General features: G+C 64.3%; 11 protein-coding genes, 1 tRNA gene and 1 pseudogene. 6 read left to right on the top strand and 7 right to left on the bottom strand.

The window, feature by feature from the left end; genetic code table 11:
* Positions 1-132: 132 nt before the first annotated feature.
* The 3 genes from MFF22_RS01330 (at position 133) to MFF22_RS01320 (ending at position 3583) form a co-directional block, all read left to right on the top strand.
* On the top strand, positions 133-846 hold the full coding sequence (locus MFF22_RS01330; protein WP_238247317.1) for an SDR family NAD(P)-dependent oxidoreductase: 714 nt from the start codon (positions 133-135) through the stop codon (positions 844-846).
* A gap of 124 nt (positions 847-970) precedes the next feature.
* A tRNA-Gln gene (locus MFF22_RS01325) sits at positions 971-1045 on the top strand.
* Positions 1046-1366: 321 nt separating this feature from the next.
* Positions 1367-3583, top strand: a complete 2217-nt coding sequence (locus MFF22_RS01320) for a tyrosine-type recombinase/integrase (protein WP_238247316.1) — start codon at positions 1367-1369, stop codon at positions 3581-3583.
* Between the two features lie 153 nt (positions 3584-3736).
* Here the strand turns inward: MFF22_RS01320 and MFF22_RS01315 are convergent, their stop codons facing one another.
* The 5 genes from MFF22_RS01315 to solA all read right to left on the bottom strand — a co-directional run bounded on the left by MFF22_RS01315 (position 3737) and on the right by solA (position 8335).
* On the bottom strand, positions 3737-4516 hold the full coding sequence (locus tag MFF22_RS01315; RefSeq protein ID WP_283206146.1) for an amino acid ABC transporter ATP-binding protein: 780 nt from the start codon (positions 4514-4516) through the stop codon (positions 3737-3739).
* 4 nt (positions 4517-4520) lie between these two features.
* Positions 4521-5372, bottom strand: a complete 852-nt coding sequence (locus tag MFF22_RS01310) for an amino acid ABC transporter permease (protein ID WP_238247315.1) — start codon at positions 5370-5372, stop codon at positions 4521-4523.
* Positions 5369-6118 (bottom strand): amino acid ABC transporter permease, encoded by a 750-nt coding sequence (locus MFF22_RS01305; RefSeq protein ID WP_238247314.1) that lies wholly within the window; start codon positions 6116-6118, stop codon positions 5369-5371. Before MFF22_RS01305 ends, MFF22_RS01310 begins: the two co-directional genes overlap by 4 nt.
* A gap of 37 nt (positions 6119-6155) precedes the next feature.
* The gene (locus MFF22_RS01300; RefSeq protein WP_238247313.1) at positions 6156-6998 is read right to left on the bottom strand and encodes a transporter substrate-binding domain-containing protein; all 843 of its coding nucleotides are present in this window, start codon (positions 6996-6998) and stop codon (positions 6156-6158) included.
* Between the two features lie 173 nt (positions 6999-7171).
* Positions 7172-8335: an N-methyl-L-tryptophan oxidase gene (gene solA, locus MFF22_RS01295; RefSeq protein WP_238247312.1), complete on the bottom strand. Its 1164-nt coding sequence runs from the start codon at positions 8333-8335 to the stop codon at positions 7172-7174.
* Positions 8336-8538: 203 nt separating this feature from the next.
* Between solA and MFF22_RS01290 the strand changes: the two genes are divergently transcribed.
* Positions 8539-9492: a GlxA family transcriptional regulator gene (locus MFF22_RS01290; RefSeq protein WP_238247311.1), complete on the top strand. Its 954-nt coding sequence runs from the start codon at positions 8539-8541 to the stop codon at positions 9490-9492.
* Here MFF22_RS01290 and MFF22_RS01285 read toward each other — a convergent pair.
* Positions 9421-9633: pseudogene (locus MFF22_RS01285) on the bottom strand (GntR family transcriptional regulator); the annotation flags it as partial. The gene MFF22_RS01290 and the pseudogene MFF22_RS01285 overlap by 72 nt on opposite strands.
* 848 nt (positions 9634-10481) lie before the next feature.
* Here MFF22_RS01285 and MFF22_RS01280 point away from each other — a divergent pair.
* Both MFF22_RS01280 and MFF22_RS01275 read left to right on the top strand, forming a co-directional pair.
* A complete protein-coding gene (locus MFF22_RS01280; protein ID WP_238247310.1) occupies positions 10482-12644 on the top strand; it encodes a TonB-dependent receptor in 2163 nt (720 codons plus the stop codon).
* 407 nt (positions 12645-13051) lie between these two features.
* On the top strand, positions 13052-13684 hold the full coding sequence (locus MFF22_RS01275) for a tyrosine-type recombinase/integrase (RefSeq protein ID WP_238247309.1): 633 nt from the start codon (positions 13052-13054) through the stop codon (positions 13682-13684).
* Between the two features lie 481 nt (positions 13685-14165).
* On the opposite strand, the gene MFF22_RS01270 is transcribed toward MFF22_RS01275, so the two are convergent.
* A complete protein-coding gene (locus MFF22_RS01270; protein WP_238247308.1) occupies positions 14166-14402 on the bottom strand; it encodes a hypothetical protein in 237 nt (78 codons plus the stop codon).
* Between the last annotated feature and the right edge of the window lie 12 nt (positions 14403-14414).

Below are 14414 nucleotides of genomic sequence, written 5' to 3'. Positions count from 1 at the left end.
GCTTCAGCTCCTCGGCGAGGAGACTGGGTCGGCGATGGTTGATGAAAGATTAACGGCGCCATCGCGCCCTGGCTGCGGTCCCCACACGGCCCCCCATGCGGGGGACCGTGCTGCGGCAGCGGGTACCGCGGCATGACATCCGCGGTGATCGTCGGCGCTTCGGGCGGCATCGGCCAAGCGCTGGTGGGGAGGCTCTCCGCAGCCGGTGCCTATGACCGGCTCTTCGCCCTGTCGCGAGCGGCGACCGAGGTCCCGGGGCAGGCCCTCGGTGGCCGAATCGACGTGACCGACGAGGAATCCGTCCGCGCGGCGGCGGAGCGGGTGGCGGAGGCCGGGCCGGTAAGCCTCGTGCTCGTGGCAACGGGGCTGCTGCACGGCCCCGGCATCGCCCCGGAGAAGGCCCTCAAGAGCCTCGATCCGGCGGCGATGGCCGAGCTTTTCGCCATCAACGCGATCGGTCCGGCGCTCGTGGCCAAGCACTTCGTTCCCCTGTTGCCGCGGAGGGGCCGCAGCATCTTTGCGGCGCTTTCGGCGCGGGTCGGCTCCATCGGCGACAACCGGCTTGGTGGCTGGTACGGCTACCGGGCGTCGAAGGCCGCCCTCAACCAGGTCCTGCGAACGCTGGCGATCGAACTCGGCCGCACGCATCCCGACGCGATCGTCGCCGGACTTCACCCGGGCACCGTGCGGACGGCCCTGTCGCATCCGTTCCGGCCCGGCACGGACAGTCCGGACACGGTCGATCCGGAGACCGCGGCGGCGCATCTGCTGGCGGTCCTCGACGGTCTCACCCCAGGCGAGAGCGGAGGCGTCTTCGCCTGGGATGGGCAACCGGTCCCGCCGTGAACTATATCCGCGAGCCGGTCAGTCCTGCCGGCGGCAAGACGATTCGACCTCCTCCGCGGCGTGGCTGGTTTGGACACAGGAGACTTGCCAGAGCGAAGCCCTCCGTCTAGGAGATCGCTGCCCTTGGGGCGTCGCCAAGTGGTAAGGCAGCGGTTTTTGGTACCGCCATTCCCAGGTTCGAATCCTGGCGCCCCAGCCAAGCCTCCGTTAAGTCATTGATCTGATTGCATTCGGCTCTCGGCCGCTTCGGCGGCCATGCCGATTGTACGCAGAGCTGTTGCACGCGCTTGTCCACAGGGGCAGGCCGTTGACGATTTGTTCTAACGTCTATCGCCGAGGGGCGGTATACTGGTGGCGAAGGCGATTCCGTTGCGATGAGCGGACACGACCGTCCGGTGCCCCTGTTAGGGGGACGTCCACCACGGTCGCTCTGAGCCTAGGCACCACCGACCCAGCAGGTGCGCGCACACTCGGCTGGGGGCTCAACGCGGAAAGCCTCCGCGTCCGGGATGACCCCGCCATGCAAACAGCGACTCAAATCCGCGATCACCTACGCGCCTTCGTCGATCGGGAGCGAAGCGCGCGGATCGCGCGCTTGCAGCGCGACCTCAATCCACCGCGCGCGCCTCTCATCGGCGACTGGTCCTCGCTTATGGAGAAACGGGAACAAGAGTACCGGATCTTTGGACGCCTGCAGGCACTCGCAGCCGAGGAAGGCTTCGACACAGGCTACGACAGCGAACTCGATAACCGCCTGAAGCGGGAAGGCTTCAGCCCGACGGAGCGCGGAGCCATCCGACGGCGCATCGAGAGCGGTTACCTGCGCGATCTCGGTCGCCCGGACGAAACCGGTCGGCTTACGCCACCGCGCGCTTATCTTCAGACGATGCTGACCAGCATGAACGAGCCTTTGACGGAGGCCGGCCTCAATCGCTGCCTGCGTGGACTCGCGGCGCTTTCCGGCCATGTTTCACGCGAATTCGCCTCGACTTATGCCGAGGCGCGGGCAGATCCACGGGAGGCCTGGGCCAATCTCTCAGCCATGCGTGCAAATGGCGAAGTACCCCGCGACACATTGGGCTGGGCCAAGTCGGACTTCGACGGCGCCGACAGCTTCGAATGGGGCGACTTCGAAGTCGAAGTCCCTGCCCCGTCGCAGCAGGCGATGGACGATGATGAGAGATCTAACGCTCGCCAAACCGAGCCTGCATCCTCTCCGACGCCCGAACAAGATCCTGTGCCCGGCAGGCGACACCAGACCTCCGCCGCACCGACGCCTCCTCAACAAAGGCACAGCGGAGCGCCTGAGCATGCCTCAGAAACGCTTGACACTGAGGCAGTGAATGAAAGTGAGAAACCGGTTGAGAACGCCACCATCGGCACCGAGGTTTTCGAACAAGAAGGCTTAAATTGTAAAGACGATCAAACTGAGACGACCTCTGACGAAAATACAAACTCTCTGACGGAAATCGTCGAACAGCTCATCGGCCACAAAGGTAAGACGTGGGACGAGAAGACCCGGCGTCAGCATCGGGCCGTCTCCAAGATGCTCACCGCCATCGCGGGAACTGACGTTCTGGGGGAGATCAAACACGCGCATTGCGTCGCCTATGTTCAGAATCTCTCGAACTTGCCGAAGTCTTACGGCAAAAGCCAACGGGATGCGGAACTCTCGATCGCGGATCTTCTCGAACGTGGGAAGAGGCTGCGTGCTGCTGGAGAGGCTGAGAAAGTTGGGCTCAGTCCTGCGACGGTCAACCGGCATATCACACAGCTTTCGACCATTTTGAAATACTGCCGCGCCAATCAGCGTCCGATCGGAGAAGTGGAGCTCTTACGCGACTTTCGCCTGATCGACCCCCAACGGGATGGCGACAAGCGACCCGCCTTCGAGGTAGAGGACGTCGAGCGGCTATTCGCGCATCCCGTCTGGACGTCGACAGCGTCCGAGGTAGACATGCGGCAGATTGCAAGCCAACAGCAGATCTTCGCAGCTGTTTATTGGCTGCCCCTTCTCGGCTACTACACCTGCGCACGCTTGTCGGAGTTGACCTATCTTGAAATCGGCGACGTCGACGTAACACGGGGCACGCTCAAGATTAGGCCAACACGTAGGCGCCGTCTCAAGAATGCGGCGTCGCAGCGAACCTTGCCGATCCATCCCGAACTTATTCGGCTCGGCTTCCTCGATTTTGTGCAGAGACAATCAGGAAAACGAACGGATCTGATCTTTTCGGAAATCGAACGGCTTGGTGAAAACACACCACTTTCGAACTTGTTCGACAAGCGCTGGAGCGTCGTCTTGGACCAAGCCGTGTCGTCGGCACGGGAAGAAGGAAAGACGTTTCATTCCTTCCGACACTTGGGCAACATGGAAATGATCTTGGCTCTTGTTCTTGATCCGATCCGCGAGTCGATGATGGGTCACGAGGGTACCACGGTCAATTCACGCCATTACAAAAAGACGCTCAAGCCCGAGAAGCTGCAAACTGCTATCGCCTCCATACCTGAAGTCACTTGGAGTTTGAAAGCGTACGACTGGTCGCTGTTGGGCAAAGCGCTCACGGAAGACCCGCCGAAAGCGCGAGCAGCTCGACCTCGGGGCGCGCGACGTACGACATCCAGCGGATCACCCCGGCATGCTTTACGCAAGGATTGCATCATCGTGACCGGACGGTCGCCTCGTTCTGTCGAACCCCGCCCAGAGCCAAGCCGCAAACTCAAAAACACTACTTGAAGAACTATGGATCGTGTCCGCTTCGGTATTTCCTTTGTCCGGAGCGGACATTCTGCAAAGCGCCCATTCCGGTCATTCAGTAAGACACGAACTCTCCTTCAGAGCGGACATTCAGGTTCAAGATTTTGAATTGAGTTCTTTGCGAAAGGAGGGTCATAGGACCTGCGACAGGAACCGGCGCGTGCGCTCGTCCCGGGCGGAGGCGAAAAAGGTCGCGGGCGGCCCGTGCTCGACGATCACGCCGCGGTCGGTGAAATAGATGTGGTCGGCGACGTCTCGGGCAAAGCTCATCTCGTGCGTGACGAGCATGCAGGTCATGCCCTCCTCAGCGAGCTCCCGGATCGTCACCAGCACCTCCTTGACTGTCTCCGGGTCGAGGGCGGCAGTCACTTCGTCGAACAGCATCACGTCCGGCCGCATCGCCAGGGAGCGGGCGATGGCCACGCGCTGCTGCTGGCCACCGGACAACTCTCCGGGATAGGCGTTCTCCTTGCCGGCCAACCGGACCTTGGCGAGCAGCGCCCGCGCCCGGGCCTCGACCTCGCGCTTCTCCTGCCCAAGAACGTGGATGGGGGCCATCATCACGTTCTGCAGCGCGGTTTTGTGGGGGAACAGGTTGTACTGCTGGAACACCATGCCGACCTTGCGGCGCAGCGCCAGCTTGTCGAGCCGCGGATCCGTCACCTCGATCCCCTCGACCTGGATCGAGCCCGCGCTCACCGGCACCAAGGCGTTGACGCAGCGGATCAGCGTCGACTTGCCCGAGCCTGAGGGGCCGATGATGCAGACGACCTCGCCCTTGCGGACGTCGAAGCTGACGCCCTTCAGCACCTCGAACGTCCCAAAGGACTTGTGCACGTCGGCGAGTCGGACGATCGGCTGATCGGGCGTCCAGCTCGGGGACGGGGTGGCGGCCAGGGTCGCGCGCGTCATGGTCTCAGCGGGTCTCGAAGCGGCGTTCCAGGGCGGCGGTGAACCGGTCGATCGGGTAGCAGTAGAGGAAGAAGCACAGCAGCGCGAAGCCGTAGAGCGGCGCGAACAGCTCGGGGCGGCCGCCCTCGGCGGCGTGCACCTGCGCGGTCAGAGTCAGCATCTCGGTTACGCCGACGATGGAGGCCTGCACGGTCGCCATCGCGATGAGCGCGTAGACGTTCATCCAGGGCGGCAGCATGCGCTTCGCGCACTGGGGCAGGATGATGCGCCACATCGTCTGCCGCCGGGTGAAGGCCAGGGACTCGGCGGCCTCCCACTGGGTGTTCGGCACCGAGCGCACCGCGCCGCGGACGATCTCGGCGACGTTGGCCATGACCGGCAGGCTGAAGCCGAAGGTAGCCTTCACCCAGTCGGGCAGCGGCACGCGGAGGCCGAACACCGTGATCTGGAACGGCACGAGGAACATCACGAAGAACAGCAGCACCAGCCAGGGCACATTGCGGAAGACCTGCGTGGCGCACCACGCGAGGCGGGGCAGGATCCGCCCCTCCGCCAGCATGGCCAGCCCGAGCCCGATGCCCGCCACCGTGCCGATCGCCATCGCCATCAGCGAGATCGCCACGTTGGAGGCGAAGCCCGTGAGCAGGAGGGGCGCCCACTTGATCACGACCTCCAGCGGCGACAGCGCGGCGGTTCCACCCTGCGCCCAGGCTGGGACAGCGACGAGGGCGAGCCCCATGAGCAGCCAGAGATGGGCCGGGCGCAGGCGCGCCGCCGCGTGGTCTTTCGGAAGCGCGAAGGGCAGAAGGACCGGCAGATCCCCCGGACGCCCGCCCTGCGGATCAGCAACGCTCATCGGCCGTATCCCGGGATGCGCAGGGCGCGCTCCCAACGATGCATGATCCAGACGAGCACGCCGACGAGGACCGCGTAGGTCGCCAGCAGCACCAGCATCATCTCCAGGACGTTCTGGGACTCGGACCAGATCTGCTTGACCGCGTACAGGGTCTCCGGGACCGCGATGGCGTAGGCCAGCGTCGTGGTCTTCAGGAGGTTGATCAGGTTGTTGTTCAGGGCCGGCAGGCAGACGCGCAGGGCCAGCGGCAGCACGATGTGGCGATAGGCCTTGAAGCGGGTGTAGCCCAGGGCCTCGGCGGCCTCGATCGTGGTCCGCGGCACGGCCTCGATGCCGGAGCGGAAGATCTCGACGTTGAACGCGCCCGCGAACAGCGACAGCGAGATGATCGCCCACTGAACGTTGGTAAGGATCGGGGCGCGCAGGCCGTCCGCCGAGCGGATGTCCGGGAGCAGCGTCCCGAGGCCGAAGTAAAAGAAAAAGATCTGCACGAGTGGCGGCGTGTTGCGGAAGACCACGACAAAGCCGTTGACCAGCGCCCGCAGGACGCGCGACGGCCCGCTCTGCAGGAGCGCGCCGACGGCGCCGATGACGAGGCTCGCCAGGATAGTGCTGATCCCGAGGAGCAGCGTCATCCGCAGGCCGGCCACGTAGCGGTCCCAGTCGTAGGGATCGTAAAAGACCGTGAAGTTGAAGCCCGTGGTCTCGTAGAGCTGCTGGAACCACGCCTGGATCGTGGCGATCATCGCGGGCGAACGCTCGGCTTCGTCGTGCAGGACCGCATCAGTTGGTCGCGTTCTTGTACTTCTCGTGCATCGCCTTCGAGTAAGCGGTCGGCTCGATGCCCCACTTCCTCTCCTCGTTGACGATGAGGCCGGTCTTCATCCAGTCCTTGGTGGCGTCCTCGACGGCGGCCTGGAGCGTGGTGTTGCCCTGCGCCACCGCCATCATCCACGGGGCGTCGAGGATGCCCTTCAGCGGCAGCGCGTAGTTGGCCTTCCAGTCGTCGTCGAGCAGCTTACCCTGCAGCATGCTCTGGTCGTAGACGTAGCCGATGCAGTTGCCCTGCTTGAGCGCGAAGAGCGGCTTCTCGGACCCGTCGAAGGCGACGATCTCCGCCCCGTAGGTCCGCGCGACATCCTTGTTGTACCACGCCCCCGAGGTGGCGCAGAGCGGCTTGCCCTTGAGCTGCGCCCAATCGGTGATGCCGGAAGACTTGGGCAGCAGGACGTTCACGAAGTCGGAATAGTAGTTCGGGTCGATCGCCTGCACGACGCGGCGACGCTCCGGCTTGTCCGACAGGGTGGCGATCAGCAGATCGACCTTGCCCTGCTGCAGGAACTCGATCCGGTTGGCCGAGACGACCGGCACGAGTTCGAGCTTCACACCCAGCCGCTTGGCAAGGTCGGCGGCGAGGTCGGGCTCTAGGCCGATGATCGCCCCACTCGGGTCGCGGAAGCCGAACGGCCTGTAATCCGCCTTCACGCCGACGATCAGCGTCCCGCGCTGCTTGATCGCGTCGACGCCGTCGGCGGCCGCGGCCCGGCCGGGCAGCGTGACGGCCGAGAACGTCGCGAGTGCGGCCATCGCCCCAGTGGTCAGAAGGGTGCGGATCGTAAGGCGCATCGAAACTTTCCTGCTCGGGTCGGACGATCTTGGCATGGTTTCAAGCAATCCACGAGCCATGAGAGCGCTCTCTGCCGAAGTGGATACCGATTCGGCGCAAGATAGCGCGTCAAAACAAAGGCTTGGAGCCGTACCCGATTGCAACGCGATCGGGTACGGCTCTAGCCGGCGCATCACCTGAAACGTGCCAGGGCGAAGGGCGTAAGATCGACCATGCCGCCTGTCCCGGCCAGTTCCGCCGCGACGGCCTCGCCGATGCCGGCCGAGTGCTTGAAGCCGTGCCCCGAGCAGGCGGAGACGACCAGGACACGCTCCATCGCGGGATGCCGGTCGATGATGAAGCCGCGGTCGGGGGTCACCGTGTAGACGCAGGCCGCGGCCTGCACGACCTCCGGGGTCGCGCCGGCCAACCGGCTCGCGACGCGCAGCCGGTACATCGCGTCGGATTCGGACGGGTCGACGCGGCGCTCTACCCCGTCAGCGCTGGTTGACGTGCTGTACTGCTCCGTCGCGACCTTGATGGATCCGTCGAGCGGCGGGAAGCCGTAGAGATATTCGGTGTCGCTCGTCCCGTACATCCAGATGAAGACCGGCGCATGCGGCCCGTAGGCGGTCTCATCCGCCAGCGCGTACCAGTGCAGGAGCTGACGGCGGACGGTTAGCAGCCGGTCGAACGGGCTACCGAGCAGCGGGGCCGTCCAGGCGCCGGCGGCCACGACGGCGCGGTCGGCCAGGATGGTCCCCTCCGCCATCTCGATGCGAACGCCGCCTCCGTCCTGCTGGAGCCCGACGACGGCGCAGTTCGTGCGAATCTCGGCACCTGCGGCGCCCGCGCGGCCGAGCTGCGCCGCGAGGCAGCGCTCTGGGAACACGTAGCCGCCGCCCGGCTCGTAATAGGCCTTCTCGTCGCCCGCGAGGTTCAGGAATTGCGGGAACCGGCGGGCCACCTCGGCACCGTCGAGCACCTCGTGGACGATGCCGGCGCCCTCCGCGGCGCTGATGGAGCGACCGACGAAGTCCGGCTTGCCGTGATGCGAGGAAACGCCGTGGCCGGGCGCCATGACGAGGGCCCCGCAGGCGTTTAGCAGGGTCTCGCCCGTCTCGGCCTCCAGCGCGCGCCAGATGCGGTGCGAGGCGGTGACGAAGGGAACGTAGTCGGCGCCCTCGCCGACCGCCTGCCGGGTGATCCGCGTCTCGCCGTGGCTTGATCCGAGCACGTGGGGCGGCGCGAAGCGATCGAGCCCGATGACCGCGGCGCCCCGCTTAGCCAGTTGGTAGAGCGCGGCGCTGCCCATCGCGCCGAGTCCCAGGACGGCGACATCGTAGCGACGGCTCACGGCCGGCCATCCCGCAGGCTGCTGGCAGGGGGCGTTGCCGCAGCGTGGAACGGGGGCAGTTCTGCAGGTCGAGGCATCCGGAGGCGGTCTCGCGCGGCACGGAAAGTCGGCACACAGAATGATGGATGCCGCGCGGCGCGTTTGACCGCGACGGACGGTTTCCTGCACGGTTGAGCCGTCGGGTGGCGGAGGGCGCAGGTGCGATGGATGCGGAAACCAGAGACCGGCCGCAGGAGATCGGCTTCATCCTCGTACCCGGCTTCGCGCTGATGTCCTTCGCCTCGGGCTGCGAGCCGTTCCGCGCAGCCAACGACCTCGCCGGGCGGACGCTCTACCGGCTGCGCTATTTCGGCGAGGCGGAGGGCCGGGTCGTCGCCTCGTCGGGCGCGGAGGTTCCCACCGAGGCGCTGCCGCGCCTGCGCGGCCAGCTGCATACCCTCTTCGTCTGCGCGGGCGGCGAGCCGACCGGGTGGGACAGGCCCGAGATTCACGCGACCTTGCGGCGGATGGCCCGGCTCGGCGTCCGCATCGGCGGCATCTCGGGCGGCCCATACCTGATGGCTGCGGCGGGCCTGCTGGCCGATCGCGCGTTCACGCTCCACTGGGAATACGCCGGTGCCACGGTCGAGACCTTCCCGGAGGCCCGCCTGAGCCGGGCGCGCTACGTTGCCGACGGCGATCGCCTGACCTGCGGCGGCGGCGTCGCCCCCCTGGAGATGGGCCATGCTCTGATCGCGGAGCGCATGGGTGAGGCCTTCGCCCGCCGTGTCTCCGACTGGTTCCTCCACACCGCCATCGGCGCCGCCGACGACCCGCAGCGGGCGTCCCCGGTCGAGCGGTACGGGATCCACCATCGGGCCCTGCTAGCGGTGCTGGAGATGATGGAAAGGACGGTGGAGGCGCCGCTCGGCCGCCTCGCCATGGCGCGCCTCGCCGCGATCAGCCCGCGCCATCTCGACCGACTCTTCCGTGAGAAGCTCGGACTGAGCTTCTCGGCCCAGTACAGGGCGATCCGCCTCGCCCACGGGCGGCGCCTGCTGCGTCAGAGCCCGCTCAGGATCGGGGAGATCGCCACGGCCTGCGGCTTCTCGAGCGCGGGCCATTTCTCGCGTAGCTACCGGTCTCAGTTCGGTTGCAGCCCATCCGCGGAGCGTTGAGACAATCCCAGCTCTCGCGAGAGCCTGTTGTGGCAGGGCCTGACGGGCGATGGTGCGGCTCACCCCGAACCGCTCGCCGAGGGCGTCCTCCGGCAGGTAGTCGCCGGGGGCGAGCGCCCGTTCCACGATGGCCCGTCGCAGGGCCTAGGAGATCGCCCCAACACGATCGCCCTCGTTCGCCACCTTCATGGACACAGCAAATCCATCGCCACCGCCCCTGCGGACTGGTCCGTCATGACCCTCTCCGGGATCGCAATCCGCTCCGGCGGCCCGGACGGATGTCCGGTACACTCTCTGCCGAAGGGACCTCCCGGTGCAACGGTCACGCCACCGGTTTCGGTTTATCCTGAAGCCTGTCCGCCTATCTGATCGATGGAGCCAAAGCAGCCATTCCGCTTTCGGCCATGTCCCGCCCGTGGATCGCCTTCAAGGCGTCTCTGATGGGTGGTTTTCGGCCGGTCCGCTTTCGGCCGGCAACACAACTAAACAGACGTCGCTACTGCTTCTAGTTGTGACCCTTCTTATACCTTCAGCACGTCCGTTTCTATAAATATCGATCTAAATTTGGCGGGTGCGGCGGAAGGAGGATTCATCCTGATTTTCTAATCGAGACTGACATCATAGCTGGGTAGACCCACTCCCCCACTTTGATGGTCGGCCAATCAGTTGGAGCAGCTGTCCGGAGTCATCTGCAGGATTTTTGGAGCGGGCATCAGACGAGCGAGTATCGCGCGTTGCCCTTATGCAACACAACAGAAACAATATTTTCAGTTCATAAATGTTATAAATCGTGATGATCTGGAGAAAACATCACTCCGCAGAAGGATGCGCAAGATCTTGGAATTTTTCTAAAAATAACTTTAAATATCTATTTGAAAATCGCCGGATAAAATATTGCTTCAATCCGTATCTTATCACTACCTCCACTCTTGGGCCTGGGAGCAGGTCCAGTCTGTATCAGCTTCAGTCTGAAGCTGTGGAGTGGATAAATGATTGTCGCCCCCCAGCGCCGCCTCTTTGGCCTTCTGTTGGCTAGCACGTTCTTCGCTTCGACTGCTCAAGCGCAACAGACGGTAGCTATCGCGGATGGCGCTGAGGCTGTGACGCTCGATCAGCTTACCGTCGAAGGCGCGTCCCAGCGTCCAGAACCGCAGGGCGGTGTCACCATCGGCTATCTAACTAAGCAAACGCGGAGCGCGACGAAGACGAGCACGCCGGTCATCGACATACCGCAATCCATCACCGTCGTTCCGCGTGAGCAGTTTCTCGATCAGAACTATCAGAACCTGACCGAGCAGCTGCGGTTCGTGCCAGGCCTGATCCCCGCGCAGGGCGAGAGCAATCGCGATCAAGTGCTGATCCGAGGCCAAAATACCAGCGCGGACTTCTACATCAATGGCATCCGCGACGACGTCCAATATTTCCGCGATCTTTACAATATCCAGCGGATCGAAGTCTTGAAGGGGCCGGACTCGCTCATTTTCGGCCGCGGCGGCGGCGGCGGCGTCATCAACCGCGTTCTTAAGGAGGCGGACGGCTACCGTGTGCGGGAGGTCGTGGCCGGCGGCGGCCAGTTCGGCGACAAGCGCGTCGCCGTCGATGTCGGCGACCGGATCAGCGACAGCGTCTTCTTCCGCCTGAACGGCGTATTCGAGGATTCGGGGACCTACCGCCAATTCGGCGACCTAACCCGCTACGGCGTCAATCCGACCGCCACCGTCCTGATCGATCCGCAGACGACGCTCAAACTCTCCTACGAGTACTTCCACGACCAGCGCTTTCCCGACCGCGGTATCCCCTCGCAGTTCGGCCGACCCTACCGGTACCGCGACAATATCCGGACCTTCTTCGGTAATCCGAACGTAAATTTCACGCGGGTCGATGCCAACATCGCGACCATGCAGCTCGACCATCAATTCGACTCGGGCGTCGAAATGCACAGCCAGCTGCGCTTCGCCGACTATGACCGGTACTACGTCAACACGCTTCCGGGCGGCGCCGTGAACGCGGCCGGGACCGCCGTGACCATCACCGGGTACCGCAACGATACGCCGCGGACCAACTACTTCAATCAGAACGACTTCACCTACCGCTTTTTGACCGGGGACATCAAGCATACCCTCCTCGGTGGCTTTGAGCTCGGCTATCAGGAGGGGCTGGCCTACCGCCAATCCCTGTTCTTCGGGAACAGCCTGGCGAACAGCGTCGTGGTCAATCCGCTCAGCCCGCTGACCTTTGCACCAACAACCCTGCGCAACAACGGCACGACCGATGCCAATTCGCGCTACAGCCTCGGCGTCGCTGCCGTCTACGCGCAGGATCAGATTGACATCACCGACTGGCTGCAGCTCGTCGGCGGCCTACGCTACGACCATTTCGACTTCGCGTCCACGGACCGGCGCACTTTGCTGACCAACACCCGCGTGGACGATCCGATCTCGCCGCGCGCCGGCCTGGTGCTGAAGCCCCTGCCGAACCTCGCCCTCTATACGAGCTACAGCGTCTCCTACCTGCCCTCGTCGGGGGACCAGATCGGAGCCTTCACGCCGGGCTTGGTCATCGCCAAGCCGGAGCAATTCGAGAACACTGAGGTCGGCGTCAAGTACGACGTCAACCCGCGCTTTCAGCTCACCGCGGCGGCCTACAACCTGGATCGGTACAATCAGCGTTTGGCCGATCCCAACAACCCCGGCTTCTTCATCCTGTCGGGTAAGACCAACACGCAGGGCTTCGAGATCGGCGCCAACGGGTACGTGACCGATTGGTGGCAGATCGCGGGCGGCTATGCCTTCACCGATGCCCGCATCGCCAGCGCGACCTCGGCCACCATCGTGGCCGGGAATACGGTGGGCTTGGTGCCCTTCAACGCCTTCACGCTGTGGAACAAGTTCGACGTGACGCGCGACGTGTCGGTTGGGGTCGGCGTCCTGAACTACTCACATACTTTCGCCGCCTCGGACAACACCGTCCGCCTGCCGGGCTACACCCGTATCGATCTAGGGTTGTTCTACACCATCAGCGAGTCGGTCCGCGCGCAGGTCAACATCGAAAACTTGTTCGACCGACGCTATATTGCCACGGCCGATAACAACAACAACATCACGCCGGGCGCACCCCGAACGATCAGGGCGCAGATCATCGCGCGCTTCTGATTGCTGCCGCTCTCAGGTCGCTACGGCGGCAGAAGCGTTCGTGATAGAAAAAGCCGGATGCACAAGCTCCCGCCCGTCCACCTGTATAGGCTTCAGACGCTGGCAGCGATGCGATCGCGCTTCTACCAAATTACCGCATGCATACGGTGATTAGAGGCGCTGGGCTTGGCTGGAGCTTCAGGGCGTTCCGATCCATCCGACAAGTATGTTGAGTGGTGCATCACGGAATCCAGCGCGCTGAAGTTGCCGGAGGACTGGCGAACGAATGCTTTGGAGAACTATGGATTTCGATTGGGGCGTCTGGGTTGGGTCGCAACCAGCCCGTCTGCTTAGGCTGGCCTCACCTCATAGGTATCGAGTTGGGTGTCTTCTCGCCTCGTCGGCATTGGCCGGCGAGGAGATAAACGATGGGACACTCCGCATACGATCCGGTCACGAAAGGGCGGCCGGCCTGGAACGCCGGTCGCAAGCTCGGCGCCAAGCGCGCCCTCAAACCTCAGCAGGTTTGGGCCATCCGGTTCTGGCTCGACCGCGAACGGCGCGTGCGCGACCGTGCGATGTTCGACCTCGCCATCGACAGCAAGCTGCGCGGCTGCGACATCGTCAAGCTCAAGATCGGCGATCTCGTCACCGGTGGTCGCGTCCGTAGTCGGGCCATCGTCGTTCAGCGCAAGACCGGTCGGCCGGTACAGTTCGAACTGCTGGAACCTGCCCGCACCAGCATCCTGGCATGGCTGGAGGCCCGGGGTGGAACGCTTGACGACTATGCCTTCCCGAGCAGGCTCGACGGCGTCACGCACATCAGCACCCGGCAGTATGCACGCCTGGTCGACGAGTGGGTTGCAGGCATCGGGCTGCGAAGCGAGGACTACGGGACCCATTCCCTGCGTCGCACGAAGGCGTCATTGATTTACAAGCGGACCGGCAACCTGCGTGCCGTCCAGATTCTGCTCGGCCATACGAAGATCGAGAGCACGGTCAGGTACCTCGGTGTGGACGTCGAGGATGCTCTGACCCTGGCCGAGGGTACTGAGATTTGAGCGTTTGGCCCCTCGGCTACAGTGTCGAGGGGCTTCCAAACCAGCCCAGCTGCAAAGCGCCCATTCCAGTCACTCAGCCAACTCCAGCGCCGTCGCCGAAGCGGATACCACCAGCTCAGCGCGTAAGTCCGAGTAGGACCCAGCCACCTCGAACGATGCTGCTCCCCTAAAGCCTACGCGCTTGCCCCAACCCAATGGTCAGCCTCATCCACAGCTACTTGTGCAACTTGTTTGACGTCATGGTCGTGGGTTGAGGGCCGCCACATTCCATGTCCGTAACCCTGGTGAGGCGGTCAAGGCAGCGCCGCGCGATACCGGCAGTGGCCGGCCACGTTCGGACTAGAGCCTCAATGCATCCAACGAACGTGGCGAGGCGATCGGATAGGGGACGTGGCATGGCCAGGGCGAAGCGAAGCGCCGCCTCGAACAGGAACTCGGGCGCCCGGGCGCCCGCAGCGTCGAAGATTCCCGTGGCGGGCCACTAGGCTTCGCACCAAGCTGCCCTCGCGGCGAGGACCACGGTCATGCCGTTGAGATCCGCATCCAAGGACCGCAGGGCCGCCTCAACCGACAGGATGCGCTGCATGGCGCCCGAGCTCGGTTCGAAGACCTCCGAGCCCGATGCCTCGACGAGGGCCGCGCAGATGCGGTCCAGCGTATTTGCCTCAAACCGCCGGACGTCTGTGAACTCGGCAGCCCGACAGAGGGAGGGATCCATCGGCGGTGGGGC

It is taken from the genome of Methylobacterium persicinum, from assembly GCF_022179525.1.
Classification (GTDB): Bacteria; Pseudomonadota; Alphaproteobacteria; order Rhizobiales; family Beijerinckiaceae; genus Methylobacterium; species Methylobacterium persicinum.
The sequence above is the reverse complement of the archived record's forward strand: the minus strand, read 5'-3'. Positions and strand labels throughout refer to the sequence as shown.

Coding starts and splice junctions, on each gene's coding strand:
- MFF22_RS01310 (WP_238247315.1), bottom strand. CDS start 5,372: ATGAGCGTTGCTGATCCGCAGGGCGGGCGTCCGGGGGATCTGCCGGTC.
- MFF22_RS01280 (WP_238247310.1), top strand. CDS start 10,482: ATGATTGTCGCCCCCCAGCGCCGCCTCTTTGGCCTTCTGTTGGCTAGC.
- MFF22_RS01300 (WP_238247313.1), bottom strand. CDS start 6,998: ATGCGCCTTACGATCCGCACCCTTCTGACCACTGGGGCGATGGCCGCA.
- MFF22_RS01270 (WP_238247308.1), bottom strand. CDS start 14,402: ATGGATCCCTCCCTCTGTCGGGCTGCCGAGTTCACAGACGTCCGGCGG.
- MFF22_RS01315 (WP_283206146.1), bottom strand. CDS start 4,516: ATGACGCGCGCGACCCTGGCCGCCACCCCGTCCCCGAGCTGGACGCCC.
- MFF22_RS01320 (WP_238247316.1), top strand. CDS start 1,367: ATGCAAACAGCGACTCAAATCCGCGATCACCTACGCGCCTTCGTCGAT.
- MFF22_RS01290 (WP_238247311.1), top strand. CDS start 8,539: ATGGATGCGGAAACCAGAGACCGGCCGCAGGAGATCGGCTTCATCCTC.
- MFF22_RS01305 (WP_238247314.1), bottom strand. CDS start 6,118: ATGATCGCCACGATCCAGGCGTGGTTCCAGCAGCTCTACGAGACCACG.
- MFF22_RS01330 (WP_238247317.1), top strand. CDS start 133: ATGACATCCGCGGTGATCGTCGGCGCTTCGGGCGGCATCGGCCAAGCG.
- MFF22_RS01275 (WP_238247309.1), top strand. CDS start 13,052: ATGGGACACTCCGCATACGATCCGGTCACGAAAGGGCGGCCGGCCTGG.